Here is a 21,642-nt window from a genome sequence, read left to right on the forward strand (position 1 = left end):
AACCTTCCCCTTGAATAGCTGAGAAATGAACAAACACATCTTCTCCACCTTCGCGCTCGATAAATCCGAAACCTTTGTCAGCATTAAACCATTTTACTTTACCGTGTTCCATTTTTGTTGCCTCCTAGAATATAGAAAATAAACCAGATTATAATTAAACCTAGCTTATTTATTATATTATCCGAATAAAGGCACTTTAAACTTAAATTAATTTGATCTTTCTAACGTTCTTTATCGTTACCCACTTCACTAAAAGATCATTAGGGTATGATTATATACATCATAATGAGGTTATCATGCAAAAACTTCAACATATTTATAAGTGACCTTCTAAACATGGAAATGATGGAAGATCGAAAATTAACCGTTGCCCACACAATGCATTATGCATTGTATTCATCAATATGAACCTAAATTAGATGAGAGAGCACAATGGGACCGATCTGTCCAAAAGAAAGGGAAGTTTACTCAAAAAAAAATTTGAATAGTGACGTAAAAATAGATTCTATTAGATAGGAATCTATATACCTTTTTCATATAAATGCAACCTACGCGCTAGAATCCGTAAACTTGTTTACAAATAAAAAATGACGCCGTTTAGGCGCCATTTTTCATTGAATGGGGAGGACACACCCTATGCACGGGCGGTACTATTAACACATCGTCTTGATTTGATAATACCCAGTGTTCAAATTTAATAAACCTTTGCTGATGACGATTTATGCAGAATATCTGCATGGAGGTAAGTCTACACATAATCTGGATTTTTGCGTGTAAATAAATAACAAAAAAACAAAGTTAAATTGTCTTTCTGTACACCTCACCTATGGTTTATGTCATTTAAAAGAGATTATTTTTTCTCATATTCTAAAGGCAAGGGGGAGAAATCATTTTTTGTAACTAATTGTTGAAAAACTAAATTCCTATGCTCTCTCTCTTCTAATAAATCCCTAATCTCTTTACATAAATGAATTCCCATATTCAATAATTCGATTTCTTGTGACATCCGATTTGCTCCCTCTTGAATAAGTTTATAAAAAATTTTACGTAAAATGAAAAAAGTCTTTGAAATGGGACAATAATTATCTTTGTGAAAGGATTTGATTGAAGAAGCAGAGTATATATGCAGAAATAAAGGCAAATGGGTGTTTAATTTATAAACTTATATTACTTTATAAAAATCAAAACAAGGCACCTTTTCTATCCATTGTAGATACACGAGGTTATTTAACAGCTTGCTTTAATTCCTTCCCTGCTTTAAAGGAAGCAATTTTTGAAGCAGGAATCTGCATTGTTTCACCTGTTTGAGGGTTTCGACCTGTTCGTGCTGCACGTTCTCGTACTTCAAATGTGCCAAAGCCAATTAGTTGGATTTTTTCTTCCTTGGCAAGTTCGGCAGCAATTGTTTCAAATACTACATTCACAGCTTTTGTAGCGTCTTTCTGTGTTAGACCTGCTTTTGTTGCAACGGCACTTATTAGTTCTATTTTATTCATAGTCAAACACCTCATTTCATTTGTTTAAGCAAGTATATTAGGAGAATAACCTAGCTTTTATGCACTTGCTCTCTTATAAGATTAGATAAAAGTAGGTAAATACCCTTTAATTAATATACAATATATAACAAGTTCTTTAATACAGTTAATTCTCTATAGCTATAATAAACGCATGTCCCACAGAAACTTAAAATAAAAAGAACTCAATCAGTTGGGGAGTTTATTGGAGCTTCTTCTCTTAGAGCCACAGGTAATCAATATTAAAACAACAAGGACCTTTACTTAGGGGTCTTCTTTTACTGATAATTCACATTACGTAAAATCATTTATAATAAATTGTACTTAATAAAAAAGAATCCTTTGCTGATAGGCAAAGGATTTTCAAATTTATCGGAATAGGGGGGAATACGTTATTAGTTTGGACAGTTTTATAGATTAATATACAGGAGAGATTAAAGAATTATATTTTTTATTTTAAAATCCATTTTGCCAATAACCCATTTTTGCTAAATGGAGAGACTTTCTCTTTCAAGAAATACACAGATGTAATCAAGTAAATATTAAACATTTCATTATTTACACTTAACCCAGGCAAAAATGAACTTTTACTTCTTATCCTATACGAATCTATCTTCTATTTCCCTTCTAAGAAATTGTTATATATATGACAAATAAACAATAAATCTATAAGTATTTAATTTTAATGTGTTTTAAATAACGTAAATTAAATCTAAAATAAAAAACTAATTTCTTTTATATAAAACAGTAAATGAATAAACTCCCTTAAATTGAAAATTAATTATTGATCACATATTAGAGGCCTTTTTTTTACCTTCAGCGTATTAATTTAGAAAATTAACATACATAATGTGATTAATTCGTACTTACTGTTGTCTCATAATGGAAGGGGCATAATAAGCGAATGACTTTGCTAGAAGTTAAAAACATGCTAAATATTTTAATGGAGTATGAAAATTGTGATATTACTCATACCATTCCAGGGCTTCTTAATTTATTTTATTCTAAAAACTCTCAAACGTTTGAAATAATCATACTCTCTACGGGTGAAGTAGTTGATTGTTGTAATTGGGATGAAGCTTGTGAGATTTTACATAAAATTATTAACTTGTCCCAAAACAAGGTTTAAAATAGAACCCTCTTTTTGAATAAAGTTTGTAAGATACACTAAATAATTTTTTTTAGTAAAGTGGATAGTATGAAATTAAAAATAGAAAAAATCCACTCAAAGAAGCCTCTTTTAGATAGGAAGAGGCTTCTTTTGATTTTGCACTATAAAATGTCTAACCATATTGGTTGATAAACCCAAGTTCTTAGCTTCTTGCATAAGAAATATCCATTTTTAGTTTTTGTCTAACACCTGGGGTACATTTCAAATGAGATAGGTTTTTAAATCAATATTTGTATGACAATTTATAATATTATAGAAGCTGTATTTACAAATTTCATTACCGTCAACAACAAAAAGCTATTTCAAAGATGATAAAATAGCTTTTTGTTGTTTTATGAGACAGAATAGGTGACCTTAAATAAGGTTATAAAGGTTATTATACGGTCTTTTGTCATACATTTCATCATGAAAATTCTAACATTTTTAAACTTTCCCTATCAAATACTCTGCTCTACAACTCTGTTATTTGATGACCATTCAGGAAATTGCTAAAAATGCACATTATAGTTTAGAGAGCTAACTTTATAATTAATTTTACCGTGTTAATAGTTAATTTATATAAACTAACCGAAGTAAATCCTTTGCAAACAACAAAGGATTCTTTTTTATTTCATTTCATACTCCTTATTATTCTCCCACCTTCGTTTTCCCATTCGTCCAGACTTATAGTGTCATTTGGATCAGGGGATATCTCGCTATTCTCTGATATGAGTAACCATTTCTTTACCATACTATGACCCCCAGTATATAAGTTAACTCAAACAGTGTTTTCCTAATTTCTATTGTAATCCTTCCATTATACATACACAGACATCCAAAAAAATTTATTCATTACTCATATAAATATGATATATTCGTAGAGGAATTGCTTATTTTTTTACAAATTTCATCTAATACTTAAAAATAAAAGGCTACATCATTTCAGAATGGTGTAGCCTTTTATTTTGTTAACTAGATCAGTTACCTTTAGGGTGAATTTTCAGCCTTCAGGCTTATATATTTTTCTAACGAAAAAATATATATAAAGGCCTCGTAATTCGATTAGTGAAGGGTTATTTAATATAAATATGTATAGATAGTCTATGGTGAGGTTTGCCTAACATACATAGACTAAAAAGGTACACCTTTTTAGACAATGAAAAAATGATTCAAAAAACGTCTATTTAAATGAAAAATATACTTTTACGGACAAAATATTTAAATCTATTATACGAGGTGAAAGTCATTATTATCGTTAACAAAATAAAAAGCAACCTCGGTATTGGCAAGCGAGGTTGCTTTTAATAGGGTTCACACGTAGGTGAATATGAAAGAAATAACTGCAAATAAACAATAGCACTTTTTTGCTGGAGATACTATATTTTTCCGTATAAGCATATATATACAAGGTGCACTTTTTATATGTTCTTGTTTCTTTCAACTATCCAAAGAATGCAGTCATATCAACGATGCATAAAAATTTGCATGATTCGGGTAAAGAATCCTTGGTGGAAGCCTACCGCCCCAAAGGTTCTTTTGCTTTCTTACCTCCGTAAATAGAGAATATTGTTAAGAAATGTACTTAAGCTAACGGAGCAGGTTAGTTTAATATTTGGACAATTTATTTTTCTAGGTTTTTCTTAACAATGGATGATTCTTTTTTAACGTGAAATCGCTCTTTTAAAAAGCCCCTTAAATTTCTCTTTATCTTCTGATGTAAATGGTTTTGGCCCCTTTGTACGCTTTCCACTTTTTCGAGCCATTGCACTCAAATAACGTGTTTGTAATAATTGGTCAATGTTTTCATTTGTATAGCTAGACCCATTATGGTGAAGTACCGCACACCCTTTTGCTAAACCTAGCGAAGCAAGACCATAATCTTGCGTAACGATTATATCTCCTTTTTCTGCTAACCTCATAATACGATAATCCGCAGCATCTGCTCCAGAATCAACATAAATGGTTTCTACTCCTGATGGTTGTTCCACATTAGAAAAATGAGAAAAGCTAGTAACAAGGATAACAGGAATTTCAGCATTCGTACCTTCAGAGATAATGATATCTTTTACCGGACAAGCATCGGCATCAACATAAATTTTCATCTTAACCTCTCCCTGTAAATAAGTTTGAGTTGATGATAATGGCAAATTTATCCTTTATCAAACGATAAAGATGGTTTACCTAAAATCATTAAAAAACAGTTGTTTTATTAAAAGGCGCGTTTGTTGAACAAGAAGTAAAATGGTGATACATATTATACATGACTAATATGTATCACTATCTATTTTTTTATAACTTTTTACGATTTGTTCTTGATAAGCTTTTGCGTCTATTTCTGAACAATCAAGATTGTTCTAATTGTGATTTATAAGAGAAAATGAGAAGCTAATTTGACCTTACGTAACCTCCTAACGTATAAAAAGATTAATTACTTTTTGTGCGTATATTAAGATGTATTTAGTAGAGTAAATAGACATTTTGTCATTAGTTTTCCTATAGTATAAAAAGGTGTACCTTCTTATCATTAGATTTTTATGTTTAGCAATAGGGGTAGTTCAATAGTATGTGGTCTTTACTATGAATGCGATTTGTTACCATAATGCATAAGTGCAAAATATTAGGATAATCTATTGTATAGCATTTATATCCTATCGGAGGTAACAAATTTGAGCAGAAACAACAATAGATTAACTTCCTCAGAAATTACAAGCCTGTGGGTACAATACATTCGGGAAACAATGGCAATTTGTATTAGCAAATACGTATTAGCAACCGTTAAAGACTCCGGAATTCGATCCCTTTTCGAATTTTGTTTAGGATTATCTGAAAAGCATCTTAAAGTGTTAACGAAGATTTTAAATAACGAGAATTTCCCTCTACCAAATGGCTTCACGGATAAAGATGTAAACCTGCAAGCTTCTTCTTTATTTACAGATTCCTTTTGGCTACAGTACATACATGATATGACAATTCATGGATTATCAGGATATGGTATGTCTTTTAGTGGCTCAGTTCGAAAAGATATACGGGATCATTACTATCAATGTAATATTGATGCGATGGACGTTTATAATAAATCAATTGATATTCTCTTATCTAAAGGAATTTATGAAAGAGATCCTTATTATTCTACGCCACAAAACAGTGAATTCATTACGGACTTAGGATATGCAATGGACATATTGGGGAAGAAAAGGCCTTTAAATACGATGGAGGCTTCAAATATATACTTTAATTTGAGAAAGAGTATTGCAGCAAAGGGGATTATTCTTGGTTTCAGCAAGTAACTAAGGACAAAAAAGCACATAAATTTATGGGTGATGCTTTAAATTTGTGCAACAAACATATTGGTATTTTTTCTTCGATATTACATGAAGCCAACCTTCATTCTCCAGGGTTATTAGACACCCAAGTTACAAATTCGAAAGTAGCTCCTTTCTCAGATAAATTAATGTTATTTCATGCCGGGTTTATGTTTAATTTAGCAATGATATATTACTCCAATGCTATGGCTACAAGTATGAGGATAGGTGTAATAACACATTGTGAAGCATCTATTCTAAGGGATTTAAAACTTACTATAAGTTGGGGAAACATTATGATTGAAAGAGGATGGATAGAGAAACCTCCTCAAGCAAATGATCGAAAGGAATTGCCTCATAATTAAAGTTTAGAATAAGACAACAGGACGTTAATCGAGCATCTTACTTTACCAATGCACAGGTTGAGATTTATTTAAATAATTTTTCTGGAAAAACTATAGTTTAGGGATTAGAAGAATAGATATTCTTTTAATGGTAAATCTAAGAAAAAATCGGTTTAGGAGATTTCATATGGAAAAATTAAATTCTGCGGAAATAGGTAAACTTTGGGCTATATATATGGGTAATAGCATGGCTACATGTATTCTAAGTTATTTTCTCCAACATGTGGAAGACCAAGATGTAAAGAAGTTATTAGAAAATGCATTAAACTTGAGTAAAGAATTTCAAAGTACTATAAAAGATACTTTCATAAAAGAGAACATTCCCATTCCAAATGGTTTCACAAAAGATGATGTTAATCTTGCTGCTCCAAGATTATTTGAAGATGAGTTCTATGTACATTATTTAAGATACGTAACTAAAGTAGGGCTTAGTCTTTACAGTGTAGGAATACCGTTAATGTATAGAGCGGATATAAGGAAATTTTCTCTTTATTGTATGGAGTCAACTATAGAATTGGGTGAACATATCAAAGATGTTTCAATAAATAAAGGGTGGGTTATTAAATCGCCTATTATTCCGGCACCACAAAAAGTAAATATAGCACATAAAAATTATTTAAAAGGTTTCATTGGAGATGTACGACCTTTACATGCGTTAGAAATTGCTCATTTATACGATAATCTAGAGACAAATGTGGCAAGCAAAGCCTTGGTAATGGCGTTTAGTCAAGTTACAAAAACGAAAAAGATTCGAAATTTATTTATAAAAGGAGAAGAACTTACTTATAAAGCGATTGAAGGTTATATAAAAAAACTTCATGATGATAACTTGCCTTCTCCAGAACTAATTGATCATTTAGTGACAACTTCAACATTTTCTCCTTTTTCCGATAAATTAATGGTTTTTCATAAGATGGATATGTTTTCAATGAGAGTAAGAAATTTTGGAAATTCAGTAGCAGTAAACGGAAGACGCGATTTAGCGCTAATGTATGCAGATTTTTTAAAGGATATAACAGGATTTGTTCATGACGCAGCCGATATCATGATAGAAAATGGGTGGATGGAAACACCGCCCGAAGCTGCTGATAGAGAAGACTTATCTTCAGAGTAAGGGCTACACAGTTGTCAATGGTAGGCGGGCCGGGAGGCATTAAGGAATCGACAATGTCTTTATACGAAGACCCTCTTAGCACTCCAACAATCGTGTTTGAGTGCCAACCGGCGAGAGAGCCCCTTCACTTTCGTTTACCATACCTATTTTCTCCTAGCAGTATTCTAGACCATGCAGCATTTCTCCTCCGTTTCCGCATTTCCTCATGCAAACGACAGGCTCGTTACCAAGCATGCCGTTTTGGACGGAGATTGCTTTTGCGTCTAGATGAGTAGCGTTTGCTATACTGTAAGAAAGCGACTTCTTGTCGCACCATTATCGGTACTATAGTAAAGCAACCCTAGAGTTATAAATCCAGGGTTATCTTAGTAATGGTTATTCAGGTAGAATAAACTTTATTTACTTTTTCAACAACACTTCTAATTGCACAAACTCATCTCTATTTCTACGTGTAGAGAAAACCTCTCTATTCATCCTATATCTGGTGGAGTTCTAGGTATTCTTTTAATGTTTGCTGTAACGTTCCTTTTGTTTCTGCCTTTTCTTCAAAGGAGATTCCTGAGTGAATCATGGTCCTAACTAGGTCAGCACGTAAACCTGTAAGAATAGCTTTACATCCCATCATTGAAATTCCAGTTAACACTTTCTGAAAATGATCAATAACATGCATCTCCATGTTAACAGCTCCAGAAAGGTCTATAATTAATAAATCTTTATTTCAATTATTGAAGGTAATAACTTATAAATATACCCTATGTTAAAATGGATTAAACCTTAATTTGTAAAATTTCTTTAAATAGTGAGAAAGGGGTTTGGTGATACATGGCAATAATAAAAATCAAAGAAATGTTAGAAACGTTATTACGATATGAAGATAGTGAAATCACTCATACCTTTTGTAGTGGAAATCATACCTTTTCTCTCAGTTATTCTAAAGAACTAAAGAATTTTCAAGTGAAGAATATTGAAACAGGCCATATTGAATATTTTCCGGATGTGGAGACTACATCTTTAGCTTTGTATAGAATAATAAGTACTGTGGAAAAAGAAGTCACTGAGTAATAATTCATTTCAAAGTTTACATAATAGGTATTCTCAGAAATACTATACGAAAGGGCTCTTTATAGAAAAACACGTAAGCACCTTGATAAAATAGAGGTGCTTTTACATGTTTATTTCTTCTTTATCATCCAGTATTTCTTTCTTTAACATTTCAAAGTCTCTTTTAGTTACTTTTTCAATCTTATCAAATAATTCATCGCCTTTGAATACTCCTTTCTCTTCTAGTACTTCTTCTAACGCTTTAAATCTTACTCTAGATAAAACAACCTCATTTACGGCATTTACCATCAATTTCTGATCTTTTGTAAGTTCTTTTTCTTTGGCTGGTTCTTGTTGTAGCTTAATTCTAAATACGACTTTTGTGTCATCTGATATCTCTGCAGCTTGATAAAAAGTACTGTGTGAAATATTTTCCATTTTGAGTTTCTCATTTGTATCAACAATAGTAAGCTCAAAATCGGGGCTCTCGAAAAAGAAGTCATATAAGTTATAATCTTTTTTTCCTATAACCGAAAATGCAAAACCAATCTTTTTTAGCTGCTCACCTGTAGGGGAATGTGTAATTGTTTTTTCTTCAAAATTTTCAACATTAAATTCAACATCATTAATAATTAATTGTGTCAACCCAATCACCTCTTTATCCCTATTAATACGACGAGCCTTAAAAGATTCCCTGTTTTCTCGAAAAAAAAAGGACACTAATGAATTAGTATCCTTAAAGGATTATTCAGAAAACCTTGTGTTTGAAAGGATAATTAGTAAAGGTTGATTGTAATGTTATATTTAAAGAAAAAAGTATACTGTTTTGTGGTTATATAACAATGGGACTTGTGAAATTGAGTTACAAGATTTATTAGGAAAAGTTAAATTAGTATCAGTTTCTGAGTTTAAAGTACTTAAAAAAACATCAGTTTTTCTAATCTGATGTTTTTTAAGTATTTATACATTTAGTTTAAAGCGTTATAAAAGATAGATTTTCACGAACGAGTTGTTAACTTCCGTAAATTTTGAAGGGCAACAAAACCTGCTTTAGTTCCATTATCAACTAGAACTAAAGCAGTACATACTCCAAATGTTGCTAGATTTGAATGAGCAATCAATTGGGCAGAACAAAAACGAATATTACTTCTTGCAAGCTCAACGGCTTTTACCTCATATTTGAAATCACTAATTTTATAATTACTATAGGAGTGTCTCATTCTAGGTAGATCCCCTCCGTAATCTAAAAACATGTTAGTTGAACTAGAATAAGATTTCATATGCAAATTTATAAGCTTGTCCAAATCTTGACTACACTTAATTGTTTTTTTATCTAAAAGTCCATAATTACTACCTAGATCAATTAATTCTTTCCTTTTTTTTGCAATGTACTTTCGTAAGTCTTTTATTTGACCTATTGAATTGATTAGCATTGACATAGCTTTTTCGCACCTCATCGAAATTTTTCAGTTTCTAGGAAATTTAGTAGGTCTATAATAAAAAGATAGAGCCAATAAAAAATATTATGAGCAATATAAGATAGAATGAAAATGGTTTCTACAAAACATATCAAAAAATTACAAGAAAACACAAAAAATATAGACATTAATGAGCTATCCCATTCGAAAAAGTATACTTTTTCGAATGGGATAGCTGTTTTTTAAGTCATTTTTCCCCAATCCAAAAAGGTGTACTTTTTGGGGCTATCTATATTGGAAAACCTTAATCATAAATTAGCTATACATAGTTAAGGGGATTCTGGTGCATAAGTGTTGAAATATTGTTATTGAGAATCTACCAGAAGAAGATATTCTTTATTTCGAGGGTCATTGTCCATTAATTGCAATTCTGAGTGTTTCTCATACTACTATTTTTAGTGAAGGAGTTGAGAAAATTGAAAAAAATCATATACTGGATTATTTTTATTTTGTTGATTTTAGCTTATGTGACTGACGTAGAAAATATTGACTTAAAGGATTTATTCTCTTCGTCACAAGAAAGTACCACATCCTATGATAGATAAAGTAATCTATTTTCCGACTGATAAATACTCTAAAACCGCAGCACATACTGAACATGCCATTAACAAGGGTAAGTCAGCTATTTGTACAATTAATCCTGATGGGGCAGAAGAGAACAGAAGCCAATCTTTAAAGAGGCTTCCTATTAAGTAAGGTTATGATAGAAGTGAATTTTCAATGACATTTTGTGGTGAAGGAGGAACAGGTGTAGAAATTGAGTATGCTAAGCCTGCTGATAATCGGAGCACAGGTTCTTTGATATCTTATCACGTCGATCAATTGCCTAGTGGAACAAAGGTTTTAATTCAGATAAAATAAAAAGAACAGGTATTGTAAGGGAATTAGACGAATTGGGACTTGTGAAAATTCGATATGAATTATGTAAAACTTTTGGGATAGAAGATAATACAACACATTTAGAGCTACTTGTTATGGGAGGGTTTGTACAGGTAAAGGAGAAGTTACATGATCAAACATTCTTATTCTCGAAGAAGAATTGAAAAGAAGGGCTCTACCCTTCATTACTAAAACAGATAGGAGTAATTAATTCAGAATTACGCTTCTATCTGTTTTTTCTTTTTTACAACCCACATTAGGAATTCCTTTTCTTGATTAGTTAGCTTTCTATTTAAGGATTGTTCAAACTGTAAAACTAACTCTATAAAGCGCTGCATGTTATCCATTTATGTTATAACTCAACTCTTTGAGTTTATCTTTAAGTATAGGATAAGGTTAAGTTTTTTATTTTGTCAAATTTTGTTGTGTCTTAATATAATTTATGAAGAAGCATAAAGAAGCCATTATAAAAATATTTCAACTAGACGATTAGCTCTTTTTTTTGGATGTCATATTGAGGTTAACTATGAGAAGGAATGGAAGAGATATAAGCGTGAATTAACCTTTGTAGATCAAGTAATCTGGACCATCAAAGATTTATTTTGGAAATGAAACACGTTGATTTAAAGTAAATAGAAACTAATGGAAGGTCATCATAAAACATACATAGATAGACAGAGCTGAATTAGACAAAAAGAGAATAAACCATCTTTGTTATTCGTTTGCTCTGGGAGAAAGTATTGATCATGGATAGGGGGGCTGAGGTAAAAGTATTAAAATGTTGAAAAAGCACCCCTGAATGGGTGCTGTGAATTAAAGTAGTTCATCATTCTGGTTTTTTAGAAACTTGCTTTCTAACTCTAATTGCTTCATTCGTCGTTGTAATCCTAAATTTTCCAAGTCTTGTTCTAACTCGGAAGATAAATCAATTTGTTCTTTAGCATTCTCCATTTGTTTTCTAGTAGTTGCCAACCTCTTTTGTTCTTTTGAATTCATATTAACAGCCCCTTTCTTGTGACTTGCTAGATTCGACATAGCAGATGAAATATCCTGTAAAAAGCCATTTACCTAGAAATGCAACAGTAGTAAAATACAAAAAAACATCCGTTTAGATAGGATGTTTTTATTCTACTCTTATTTCGTTTTCATCTTTATAGCCTGCTCCTGGCGAGCTTCAATTTTTTCTTCAATCTTTTCCATGACCTTTTTATCTTCTAGTATTTTATGTCTATTTTCATTGACTAGGTTTTGAAAAGAGGGTTTTAACTTTCTCATAATGGCACTTCTTTCTCACTGTTTAGTTTAGTCCGTAGACAAGTATGATTATAACGGTTAAATGGAATAAAGCAATTATTTGCTATCGACATCCCTATGTGTTACACTACATTTAACTTGTTTTTGTTCGGTATAAGATTGAGAGAAGAAAAAACCTTAAACAGAAGTTTTTATCTTGAAATAGTATGATTGGGCAAGAAAGGTAATACATTTGTGGAAGATTCCACAGCAGGAGGCAACATTATGACACAAGGTACAGTAAAATGGTTTAATGCAGACAAAGGTTTCGGTTTCATTGAAATCGAAGGCGGAGACGATGTATTCGTTCATTTCAGTGCTATTCAAGGTGAAGGTTTCAAATCATTAGAAGAAGGTCAAAAAGTTACTTTTGATATCGAGCAAGGTCAACGTGGAGCACAAGCTGCTAACGTTCACAAAGCATAATTAAAAGTGATAACAAAAAGGACTCCTTATGAAGGAGTCTTTTTTTATGGTCTTATAATTAGAAAACCATGATTTATCTACTATTAGTTCAATAGAAAACCCAGGCTTTAAAAAAAAGCCTGGGTTTTAGACAAGACGATCGATACAAGGTATAACTAGTTATAACATACATTAGAAATAGAAAGCAAATGCAAATAAATTAACTATATTTTCAATTAAATAATATAGTAGTAATTTTTAATCTATGCGATAGCATTGGTACAAATTATCTTCGATGGGGATTAAGGGGGATTTTATTAATAAGCCGTTCTCCAGCTTCCATGTGATTTCCACACAAAGGGCATTTTTGGTGGTTGTCGTAAGAGAAATCTTTTCTCATCCAGCCCTTACAATCTTCTACTGTACATTCCCAAACCTCTGTTTGTTCTTGAGCTAAAGGTTCTTGATTTCTTTTGCCGTAATAATACATACTAACATCACTACTCCTCATATTACATTATAGCTTATAAAAGAGTAATAATCATTTATATCAATTAGTGTTTCTTACCATTTTATTTTCATGGGATAATGCACGGAGTTTTTTATATGAGAATTTCTAAACACTTGGTAATAATGTTCATATCTTCTTCTTTTGCTTTTTAATTGTACCACTTACTGTAGTAGTACATCTCTAAACTAAGCCTCCAACGTAATGAGGGTTAGTTTAATGGTGGAATCATTTCGCTTATCACCAGTAATCAAATGGTTATTTATAGGGACTTTCCAGAAGTTTCATGACTTGTTGGAGACTTTTATTTTGAGTTATTGTAAACAACAAAACTTTATTTTACCTCAAATTAAAATATATTGTCAATGGAAAATTTGTAATATTTTCAAAAAATGTTATAATAGTTTTACAATTGTTTTTTCGATCGTATTCCGAATTCCGCTGTGTTTTTTTCAGATAGAATTATGGATACATTTTTTCAATACCCTTTTTAAAACTGAAAAAAAACTCAAACAGTTGTGTGAGCTTTAAAGGTAAGTTAGTTGAATAAAATTATTAATTTACTATCTAATAGTAACCGAGTTTTTATTCTACAAGGAGGCCTAGAATAATGAATCTAATCAATAAGAAAGTTACACACAAGCTTTTTGGGATAGGTAGTATAGTTAAATATAATGATTCTAGTATTGAAATACATTTCGCATCGGAAAATAAAAAATTTGTTTTCCCCGATGTATTTGGAAAGCATCTAAAACTGCATGATAAAAGTGTTGCTCATTCACTCGAAAAAATTATAGAAAAAAAGGAAATGGAACACAACGAGGAAGAACGGAAGAAGGAAGAGGAAAAAAAACTACAACGAAAAAACCAAGAACTTCGCTGGGGACTTGAAAAACTTATGAAAAATCATAAACTTCATTCTGAATCACAAATGGTTTTTTGGTGTGACACAGAAGAACAGAATAGTTCTTTTTTAGAGTGGAAAGTTTTTTCAGGTGTAATAAAAAGCGGTAATAACAAGGGGAAGCCAACCAAACCCATCCGTTTGCACCAAAATAGTGCTGTCTTGTTAACAGCAATAGATTCCAGTATGCCTGAAAAAGACAGACGTATCTTAGGCGTCTATATGGTGAATGAAGATTTTATCGGTAAGCTTTGTGAAGATGGATATATTCCTGCTCATTCAAAATACAGACTCCAGCTTACAGAACAGGAATCGGATCAGATGCCTTTCTGGAAATATTATGTAAATGAAAGAGCATCCCAAAAAATGACATGGAATACAGGTAAATACCGTTATTTTGATAATTTATGGATGGCTCAAATTTTACTTGATATAGCTGAGTTGAAAAGTGACCCAAAGGAAAGAGAGCTGGCACAACAATTTTTTGAACATTTTTGTAAAATGAATCTGATAACAGCTGAGGAGTTACCAAAGCCTAATGGCGCATTGATGCGTATGTAAACGTTAGCCTAAAGGTAATAGGAATGACTAAGGACTGACACATTTTTCTCACCCATCATTAATAGCGAACGTTCCTTGGCTCTGTTCGCTATTAAAAAGGTAAGAACAGAACGTAGGAGAGGTAGAAAAGTGACAGTAGGTGATTAAAATCTATATAAAATAATCCTTTACTATTTCATAACTATATACTTTTTGAGCCCATATACCAGAATGAGGAAAATCTGTACAGATTGATGTAAGCTTTTCTCAGCTCTATTATAAGAATAATACGATAACCTTATTATTTTTAATAGGAGAGAAGATGAAGGATATAACGTGAAAATATTTAGTAATGGAAAAACAGTAACTATAAGAGTATCGAATGAATTAGTAACAATCTTAAAAAGTCATTGTGTAAAAAACATGAAAAGATACTCTTATACGGTTACTAAATATCCAAGTATTTTTTTCTTTGAAGAAGAATTGATGAAACAAGAATAATAAGTAGATAATGAGGAGATACACCTATGCTTAAATTTAAAGTTATTTTCGAATTTATAAATGGCAGGACAAAGGAATTAAAATTCGAAGCCGCATCAAAGAAAGAAGTCATTAGTCATATAACAAAATATGAAAGATTCATTTCGAATGAAAAAGAGTTAGTGCACATCAATTTAAATAACGTGGTACAGTTTATGATTACAGAAGAAAAATAATAATAAAAACTAGGCATCTATTAATTGAGGTGCTTTTTATTTTAATAAATAGACTGATTTAAGAAATAAGCAGCACTATAAGATTTAGAGCCTCTTGATTCCATGAGATGTCATCATTGGCAAGCACTTACGAAGCTATTGTGATTGTATAAAATATTCATTCTGAGTTCATATAATGTGATTTTTCAACACACATGCAAAAATAGATTAAGATTCGATAGGGAAGATTAACTGCCAAAATGCATAAAAAGCTCGCGTTTTACGAATGTATTTATGAGGTAGAGAATAGTTTTTATAGAAAAAATATACTATACTTTATAATTCCATATTAAGTTTCTCTTGTAAGCTACCTTTCCTGACAATTCGAGGTGGCTTTTAAGTTTATTTTTTAAAATAAAGGGCTTTATTAATCCTACATATAAAATCGAACAATTACTTAATGTTTAAGTAAAAAAAGTTACTTATAAACTATAAAAACTAAAAAATTTGGAGAAAAATACATGAGCACTAACACTCTACTTTCATTTTTAGAAAAATACTTTGAAGGATTAACTTTAAGTCCAGCTCTGTTTTATTCGTGGAAATATAGCATTCGCTTTGAAATATCAGATCCATTAATTTCATCTCACGAAAAAGATTGTTTGAATCAAGCTTTTCATCGATCAATCACATTATTTCACAGAGTATTTGAAGAGGGAGATAAGATTCTTTTTATTACGGATGTGCATACTACGAACAAAGATCGTTTCCTTCAAAAAAGACCTTTAAACGTTTATTTAAAATACATAAAAGATAAACAGCGGCTATATCAATTAAACCATCACTGTGTGCCGAGTGTATTTCAGGATGAAGACGAAGACGATGATCAATCTTTGACTCATCGCTATGCACTTTCTTGTAAGAAAACAGAATTAAGATATGCGCAACTTTTAAAGGCTATTAATTATGAAGATTTTGCTCATCCATCTACTATTCTGAAGAGTAATTCCCAAAGTAGTTATGATATTTACTTTATTAATCTCTCTAAAAAAAAGATTTTTCATTTGTATGATGATCGCGGATGTGATGTCTTAGCCTCAAGTAAAGAATCTATACGCTTTATTTATGAAGAATATAATAATTGGATTTTGGATTATGATCGAGAAGAAATTGACCTTTTATTTAAGTGAAAAGTAGGATTCATCCACTAATTAGCACATTTTTTATATCCATAATCACCTGTCTCACAGTAACTAAAAATAAAAAAGGTATCTACAATCTTCTAGGTTAATTTTGTTATATAATCAGATTAGCATTAGGCTTATAGCTAAATGGAAATCCAAATAAGATTAAGGTGATAATACAATGATGGAAGAACTAAAAAATAATAAACCGACAGCAGCTTGGCAACAAAGAATGGAAGATGATGAGATTTTCACTGTAGAGAATATTAAAGCCACTGATGAAATCCTTGATACTTATATTAATAGACTTGAAGGTTCTGTAGATAAAATGTCAGAACAAGATATCTTAGAATATGTACAAGAGATAGTTATAGGATTAAATGAGTTAAATGAACAATTTGATTATTTCATTGAAACGTTAGAAAGAGAAGAACTTTGCGAGTTTATCATCAAAGCTGCAAATGCAGCTGGCTTAGAGACTGAAGAGGATATCACAGAAGAGTGGAGAGAGTGGTAACATACAGATGCTTATATATAAGAGAATGAAATATGGATTCTAAGCAGTTATTTCTAGTTACCATAATCATGACTCTAGGAAGTAATGTAAAAGAAGAACATTCTATGAAATGTTCTTCTTTTATAAATGATCACAGTGAGGTATAGCTGCATACAATTGTAGGTGTCTTTTTGACACTTAAATTTAATCATTCTAATGGCCATGAAATAATGAAAGAGAATATTGATAAACATAAATAATTACGAATCCTAGCGAAATTAATAGCCATACATGCAATTTCCTGAAGTGCTTGATGGCATTTCCAATTATTTCATGAAAGATAACAAAAGACAGTGTACCGATTGCTGCGCCAGTCGACAAAGCTTGTAGTTTAAGTGAGGAAACTTGTACACTTTCACCAATAAATAAACTGCCTCCTAAAGACAGCGACAGAATGGATATAATTAGTAAAAAGAAGGTGTTAGGTATTTTTGCTATAGAGAGGACTGTCATAATTGCCATCCCCTCTGGGACCTGATGTAAAAGGGTAGCTGCGAATACAGAAGCTGATTGGTGCATATCTGTTATTCCAAAGGTAACACCTGTGATGACATTATGAAAAAAAATAGCAACCGTTAATAAGATAAGTGCCTGTAAGGGTGAAATTCCGCTGTTTTGTTTATGCAAAAAGAGGTCAATGCATAGCATGATGATATATCCGACTACAATCCCTAATAAAACGCCTCTTAAATCATATAGATGCCAAGTAGACGGAAGGATATCAAAAAACAATAAGCCCAATAAGATTCCACCGCATATAGCATACATAAATTGGATTCTTCCCCTTGCCAGATGGTTTACTAATTTGAGAAGTCCTCCACCTGCTAATAAACCCAGTAAAGAACCTAAAGTAAATAAGATATTCATTTCTATATGCATAATTGCTACTTCCTTTCGGCTATATGGTTTTGTACAACTAACCTATTCAAAGGAAAGGCAATCATACCTATGTTTTATAAATGGTTAAAAAAAATAAAAGCACATGATATTAACTTGGGAGTAACTTTTAGGTAAATCACTAATAAAAAAGGACATACTAATGTTATCTAAAAAAGAGGTGTTACTATGGAATCTCCTTTTGAAATGATAACCAATGTGGACAAGGTCGAAAATGCTTATTATATAGAAGTGAAACCAGGGGAGTACAATGCAAAGTATTGGAATAAAGAATCGGTCTATTTTGCTGATGAAGCTTTTGCTTATTTCTACACCACTATTTGCAAGTATGTGCCACAGTATCAACCTACCCAAGTGACAGAAATCAAAGCAGAAACATGGCTGAGGATCAGTAATCAGCTGCAAGAACTCGCATATTTTTTGAGCACTAATCCGCCTATGATTAAACTAAAGAAATGGATTGATTTTAGCAAAGTAAAGGAAACGTACAAACAGTTTGATCATCACAAAAACAAGTACATTCGTGAGTTAATTAACATGATTAACGAATTTACAGTGTGGATAACAAAGGTATGTCAAACACAATCGTACATCACCATTTTGGGCACTTAACGGGAATCGATGTTGCTTATTTTAATCTACAAGCTATGCAGAAAATGAAAGAATTGCTCAAAACGAATATGTGGCATATTACGCTAAAGGAATAAACGACACTCACAGCGAAAAGAGCTATAAGGAGATGCAAAGAGTATCTTGCATGAAACCTTAGAGGCTTGGAATGAAGAGCAAAAATCCCAAAAACAAATCGTGAGTGAAATCACTAAAAATGCTCTCAAATGAAGCAAGTGATTCTATAAATCAAAAAAAGATACTTTATAAAGTATCTTTTTTTGATTTAAGTTTTTGAAGAATGTAAAATCTAATTGGTATCATTCGGTACTTCAAGAGAAGTAGGTTTGGTGTTCCTTTTGAAAAATGAAAGAATTACCATTACAAGAACGAATGCTACACAAACTATAGAGCTTAACCTATTCGCACTGTCTATGAGAAAGACTATGAAGCTAATAATTAATGTACATGCGGCAAAGAGCGTTAAATAAGGGAAGCCCCAAAGTTTAAAATATGGTTTTTCTTTATATTGAGGACGTAGCTTTAGCTGAGCTAAGCAAATACTAATCCATATAAGAGAAACTGTAAATCCAGGAATAGCTAATAAATAAGAAAAAGCTTTTTCAGGATATAAGTATACGAGGTACGTTCCCAATAATAAAAATAGGACACTGAAAGCTAAACTGTAAACAGGTACGCCTTGTTTATTTACATAGGACAAACTTTTAGGAGCATCTCCTGACTGAGATAAAGAATGAAGCATCCTTGTACAGCCATAAATACCTGAATTGGCTGCTGAAAGGACAGCTGTTAATAAAATAAAGTTCATAACATGAGAAGCACCTTGAAGCCCGGCTGTTTCAAATACCTGCACAAAAGGGCTAGCATTTGCATCAATTTTATCCCATGGTATCAAGCCACAGATAATAAAAATAGGCAAAGTATAAAACAGAACTACTCTCCACATAACGCCTTTAACTACCCCTGGTAATACTTTTTCAGCATCTTTCGTTTCTGTAATAGTTAAACCAATGAGTTCTGATCCTCCATACGAGAAAATGACTACAAGTAATGTAGAGAAAACGGCTTTCCAGCCATTTGGTATAAAATCACTATAATTATGAAGATAATGAGAAGATGAATTATTGCTTGGCATAATTCCAAATAGTATCGCTATACCTAATAAAATAAAAACAATAATAACAAAGATTTTAATACCAGCAAACCAAAACTCAATTTCTCCAAAAGACTTTACGCTTGTAGCATTAATTAAAATAAGTACAATTGAACAAATAAGACAAAGAATCCATAAAGGGATAGAAGAAAACCAATATTGCAGAAAACTACCTGCAGCGATGACTTCAATAACACACACAGTAAGCCACATAAAGCAATAAGTAGCTCCCGTTACAAAAGAAAAACGGCTTCCAAAAGCTTTTTGAATTAGATCTTTCATATTGTGCGATGGGTATACAATAGCCATTTCAGCCAAAGCCCCCATTACAATGAGAAGCAATAGTCCAGCAAATAGATACGAAAAGATAACCGAAGGTCCTGCTAATCCAATTGTATCAGCACTCCCTTTGAAAATCCCTGTTCCAATCATTCCTCCAATAGCAATCATTCGAATGTGTCGCGGTAATAATTGCTTTTTTAACGTATTCTTTGATGCAGTATTTTCTTTCATGATGCCCTCCTTTTAACATAAAAAAGTCCCTGCTGAATTATTCAGCAGGGACGAAAATTTCGCGGTACCACCCTATATTGTAAAAACATCTTACCTCTTAATTAGCATAACGGTTTTATCCGTCCTCTCTAAAATACCATTAGAAGAGGAAGCTCTAGGAGTGAATTTCATCTCTAATCTTTGTACTGACTTCCACCAATTATCAGCTCTCTATAACAGGGAGATTAGGATTACTTAAGATCCTATCTTAGCTTTTGTTTATTAAATTAAAGTGTATGTAATGTATATCATCATAGTTAGTTTGAAATTAAATGTCAATATGTTTTTATCTATTTACAGCTATAAGAAGAGTTATTAGATTTTACACAAAGATAACAATTACCATTATTCAGTATTTAATCATTCCTTTTCCCATCTTTTGTACGGTGATTGAATTGTACGCTTTTCTATAATAGAAAACCTACTGTGCAAACAAGAGTACAGTAGGTTTTTAAATCAGAATAAAAATGGTGAGAAAATATCTCAGTATTGTATTTTATCCTAAAGAATATAACAAGGCAGGAGTTATTCTTTTCTTTTACAACATTTGAATTATGAATATACAAAACCTTTAATAATAGGAATTTTAAAAGTTTGTTACTTCTTATAATTCATATTAAGTGAACAAAAAACTCCTATAAATAAAAGGTCTGGAGGATATTTTTATAGAAGTATAGTTAAGTTGACTACTGATACCTTGTGTAATGTCGATAATGAATTGGGAAATAGGGGGAGTTTCAAATGTCACATCACTCATTAAAATTGTACGATTACCATGTATGGGCAAACCAAAAAAATTTCGACCGATTAAAAGAACTTTCTGAGGACATTTACGAAAAGGAAATTCAGAGCGTTTTTTCTTCTATATCAAAGGTGATGGCGCACATTTATGTCTCTGACAACATATGGTTAAATTGTATTTCTGGTGAAAAGTTTGATGAAGCATCTGCGTCGGCTAATCAATTGAGAGAACAGATTGAAACGAAAAGGATCGAGGAAGTAGAAACGATGTTTTTCGATTTATCTGACAGGTACAAAGCATTTCTCAATCGTCAAGAAGATATAGAAACTGCCTTTGTGCTGGAAACTTCAATTGCTGGACGACTCGAAACCCGTTTATCTGATGTAGTACAACATGTTGTCAATCATGGAACATATCATCGTGGCAATATTACAGCTATGCTACGGCAATTGGGCCATCCCGGTGTTATGACTGATTATATTTTATATTTATATGAAAGGGATACAAAAGAGTAGTTTCTCCTCTATCTAAAAGGGGTAGCGTCAGGAAATGCGGATTTACAATGTTAAGGGAATTCTAATATTAAAAGGTCCAATTCCTAAGTATTAAACTAGAGAAATTGGGCTTTTTTTCGTTCCTCCATTTTTATATTTTTATAAGAAACGAAAAAGCACCTCCCGTACAAATAGAAAGTTGCTTTC

Annotated in this window: 24 protein-coding genes, 1 pseudogene and 1 other annotated feature; of the genes and pseudogenes, 13 read left to right on the forward strand and 12 right to left on the reverse strand. The window is 31.8% G+C overall.

Features of this window, described 5'->3' with window-relative positions:
• From AC0C45_RS17815 to AC0C45_RS17825, 3 genes are all read right to left on the reverse strand, one after another.
• Window positions 1-112 (reverse strand): cold-shock protein (locus AC0C45_RS17815; RefSeq protein WP_335525278.1); only part of this gene is annotated, 112 nt, incomplete at its 3' end.
• 738 nt (window positions 113-850) lie between these two features.
• A complete protein-coding gene (locus AC0C45_RS17820) occupies window positions 851-1,006 on the reverse strand; it encodes a hypothetical protein (RefSeq protein ID WP_160309940.1) in 156 nt (51 codons plus the stop codon).
• A 217-nt stretch (window positions 1,007-1,223) separates the two neighbouring features.
• A complete protein-coding gene (locus AC0C45_RS17825) occupies window positions 1,224-1,496 on the reverse strand; it encodes an HU family DNA-binding protein (RefSeq protein ID WP_047934059.1) in 273 nt (90 codons plus the stop codon).
• 922 nt (window positions 1,497-2,418) lie between these two features.
• Between AC0C45_RS17825 and AC0C45_RS17830 the strand changes: the two genes are divergently transcribed.
• A complete protein-coding gene (locus AC0C45_RS17830; protein WP_034652952.1) occupies window positions 2,419-2,643 on the forward strand; it encodes a hypothetical protein in 225 nt (74 codons plus the stop codon).
• A gap of 1,682 nt (window positions 2,644-4,325) precedes the next feature.
• Here the strand turns inward: AC0C45_RS17830 and AC0C45_RS17835 are convergent.
• On the reverse strand, window positions 4,326-4,766 hold the full coding sequence (locus AC0C45_RS17835) for a YaiI/YqxD family protein (protein ID WP_034652950.1): 441 nt from the start codon (window positions 4,764-4,766) through the stop codon (window positions 4,326-4,328).
• A gap of 564 nt (window positions 4,767-5,330) precedes the next feature.
• On the opposite strand from AC0C45_RS17835, the gene AC0C45_RS17840 reads away from it, so the two are divergent.
• The 3 genes from AC0C45_RS17840 to AC0C45_RS17850 all read left to right on the forward strand — a co-directional run bounded on the left by AC0C45_RS17840 (window position 5,331) and on the right by AC0C45_RS17850 (window position 7,484).
• Window positions 5,331-5,951 carry a DUF3231 family protein gene (locus AC0C45_RS17840; protein ID WP_237893829.1) on the forward strand — a complete coding sequence of 207 codons (621 nt, stop codon included), beginning with the start codon at window positions 5,331-5,333 and terminating at the stop codon, window positions 5,949-5,951.
• A 26-nt stretch (window positions 5,952-5,977) separates the two neighbouring features.
• The gene (locus AC0C45_RS17845) at window positions 5,978-6,331 is read left to right on the forward strand and encodes a DUF3231 family protein (RefSeq protein WP_237893830.1); all 354 of its coding nucleotides are present in this window, start codon (window positions 5,978-5,980) and stop codon (window positions 6,329-6,331) included.
• Window positions 6,332-6,497: 166 nt separating this feature from the next.
• Window positions 6,498-7,484, forward strand: coding sequence for a DUF3231 family protein (locus AC0C45_RS17850; protein ID WP_233335164.1), 987 nt, complete (start codon window positions 6,498-6,500; stop codon window positions 7,482-7,484).
• A gap of 475 nt (window positions 7,485-7,959) precedes the next feature.
• Here AC0C45_RS17850 and AC0C45_RS17855 read toward each other — a convergent pair.
• Window positions 7,960-8,190 (reverse strand): annotated as a pseudogene (locus AC0C45_RS17855) (STAS domain-containing protein); the annotation flags it as partial.
• Between the two features lie 116 nt (window positions 8,191-8,306).
• Here AC0C45_RS17855 and AC0C45_RS17860 point away from each other — a divergent pair.
• Window positions 8,307-8,546 carry a hypothetical protein gene (locus AC0C45_RS17860; protein WP_237893831.1) on the forward strand — a complete coding sequence of 80 codons (240 nt, stop codon included), beginning with the start codon at window positions 8,307-8,309 and terminating at the stop codon, window positions 8,544-8,546.
• Window positions 8,547-8,648: 102 nt separating this feature from the next.
• Here the strand turns inward: AC0C45_RS17860 and AC0C45_RS17865 are convergent, their stop codons facing one another.
• Both AC0C45_RS17865 and AC0C45_RS17870 read right to left on the reverse strand, forming a co-directional pair.
• On the reverse strand, window positions 8,649-9,170 hold the full coding sequence (locus AC0C45_RS17865; RefSeq protein ID WP_472928432.1) for a hypothetical protein: 522 nt from the start codon (window positions 9,168-9,170) through the stop codon (window positions 8,649-8,651).
• Window positions 9,171-9,523: 353 nt separating this feature from the next.
• Window positions 9,524-9,964: a Spo0E family sporulation regulatory protein-aspartic acid phosphatase gene (locus AC0C45_RS17870; RefSeq protein WP_472928434.1), complete on the reverse strand. Its 441-nt coding sequence runs from the start codon at window positions 9,962-9,964 to the stop codon at window positions 9,524-9,526.
• A 759-nt stretch (window positions 9,965-10,723) separates the two neighbouring features.
• Here AC0C45_RS17870 and AC0C45_RS17875 point away from each other — a divergent pair.
• Window positions 10,724-10,864: a hypothetical protein gene (locus AC0C45_RS17875; RefSeq protein ID WP_155276308.1), complete on the forward strand. Its 141-nt coding sequence runs from the start codon at window positions 10,724-10,726 to the stop codon at window positions 10,862-10,864.
• An 831-nt stretch (window positions 10,865-11,695) separates the two neighbouring features.
• Here AC0C45_RS17875 and AC0C45_RS17880 read toward each other — a convergent pair.
• Window positions 11,696-11,878 carry a hypothetical protein gene (locus AC0C45_RS17880; RefSeq protein ID WP_034652942.1) on the reverse strand — a complete coding sequence of 61 codons (183 nt, stop codon included), beginning with the start codon at window positions 11,876-11,878 and terminating at the stop codon, window positions 11,696-11,698.
• Window positions 11,879-12,016: 138 nt separating this feature from the next.
• Window positions 12,017-12,157: an FbpB family small basic protein gene (locus tag AC0C45_RS17885; protein WP_080743162.1), complete on the reverse strand. Its 141-nt coding sequence runs from the start codon at window positions 12,155-12,157 to the stop codon at window positions 12,017-12,019.
• A gap of 243 nt (window positions 12,158-12,400) precedes the next feature.
• Here AC0C45_RS17885 and AC0C45_RS17890 point away from each other — a divergent pair, with 243 nt between their 5' ends.
• Complete coding sequence (locus AC0C45_RS17890; RefSeq protein WP_013056497.1) at window positions 12,401-12,601, forward strand: cold-shock protein; 201 nt, start codon at window positions 12,401-12,403, stop codon at window positions 12,599-12,601.
• 265 nt (window positions 12,602-12,866) lie between these two features.
• On the opposite strand, the gene AC0C45_RS17895 is transcribed toward AC0C45_RS17890, so the two are convergent.
• Entirely contained in the window at window positions 12,867-13,070 is a 204-nt protein-coding gene (locus AC0C45_RS17895) for a cold-shock protein (protein WP_016763693.1), read from the reverse strand.
• A gap of 628 nt (window positions 13,071-13,698) precedes the next feature.
• Here AC0C45_RS17895 and AC0C45_RS17900 point away from each other — a divergent pair.
• From AC0C45_RS17900 to AC0C45_RS17915, 4 genes are all read left to right on the forward strand, one after another.
• Window positions 13,699-14,553: a malate synthase gene (locus AC0C45_RS17900; protein ID WP_472928438.1), complete on the forward strand. Its 855-nt coding sequence runs from the start codon at window positions 13,699-13,701 to the stop codon at window positions 14,551-14,553.
• Window positions 14,554-15,059: 506 nt separating this feature from the next.
• Complete coding sequence (locus AC0C45_RS17905; protein WP_013082641.1) at window positions 15,060-15,248, forward strand: hypothetical protein; 189 nt, start codon at window positions 15,060-15,062, stop codon at window positions 15,246-15,248.
• 500 nt (window positions 15,249-15,748) lie between these two features.
• Window positions 15,749-16,417 carry a DUF3885 domain-containing protein gene (locus AC0C45_RS17910; RefSeq protein WP_047934096.1) on the forward strand — a complete coding sequence of 223 codons (669 nt, stop codon included), beginning with the start codon at window positions 15,749-15,751 and terminating at the stop codon, window positions 16,415-16,417.
• A gap of 175 nt (window positions 16,418-16,592) precedes the next feature.
• Window positions 16,593-16,928, forward strand: coding sequence for a hypothetical protein (locus AC0C45_RS17915; protein ID WP_013082643.1), 336 nt, complete (start codon window positions 16,593-16,595; stop codon window positions 16,926-16,928).
• 192 nt (window positions 16,929-17,120) lie between these two features.
• Here AC0C45_RS17915 and AC0C45_RS17920 read toward each other — a convergent pair whose 3' ends face one another.
• Entirely contained in the window at window positions 17,121-17,846 is a 726-nt protein-coding gene (locus AC0C45_RS17920) for a ZIP family metal transporter (protein WP_472928441.1), read from the reverse strand.
• Between the two features lie 186 nt (window positions 17,847-18,032).
• On the opposite strand from AC0C45_RS17920, the gene AC0C45_RS17925 reads away from it, so the two are divergent.
• Window positions 18,033-18,476, forward strand: coding sequence for a hypothetical protein (locus tag AC0C45_RS17925; RefSeq protein WP_034652935.1), 444 nt, complete (start codon window positions 18,033-18,035; stop codon window positions 18,474-18,476).
• A gap of 307 nt (window positions 18,477-18,783) precedes the next feature.
• On the opposite strand, the gene AC0C45_RS17930 is transcribed toward AC0C45_RS17925, so the two are convergent.
• Entirely contained in the window at window positions 18,784-20,160 is a 1,377-nt protein-coding gene (locus tag AC0C45_RS17930; RefSeq protein WP_047934089.1) for an amino acid permease, read from the reverse strand.
• 43 nt (window positions 20,161-20,203) lie between these two features.
• Window positions 20,204-20,418, reverse strand: a binding site (T-box leader).
• Window positions 20,419-20,940: 522 nt separating this feature from the next.
• Here AC0C45_RS17930 and AC0C45_RS17935 point away from each other — a divergent pair.
• Entirely contained in the window at window positions 20,941-21,456 is a 516-nt protein-coding gene (locus AC0C45_RS17935; RefSeq protein WP_472928444.1) for a DinB family protein, read from the forward strand.
• Window positions 21,457-21,642 lie beyond the last annotated feature (186 nt).

Source organism: Priestia sp. VA7, from assembly GCF_055710015.1.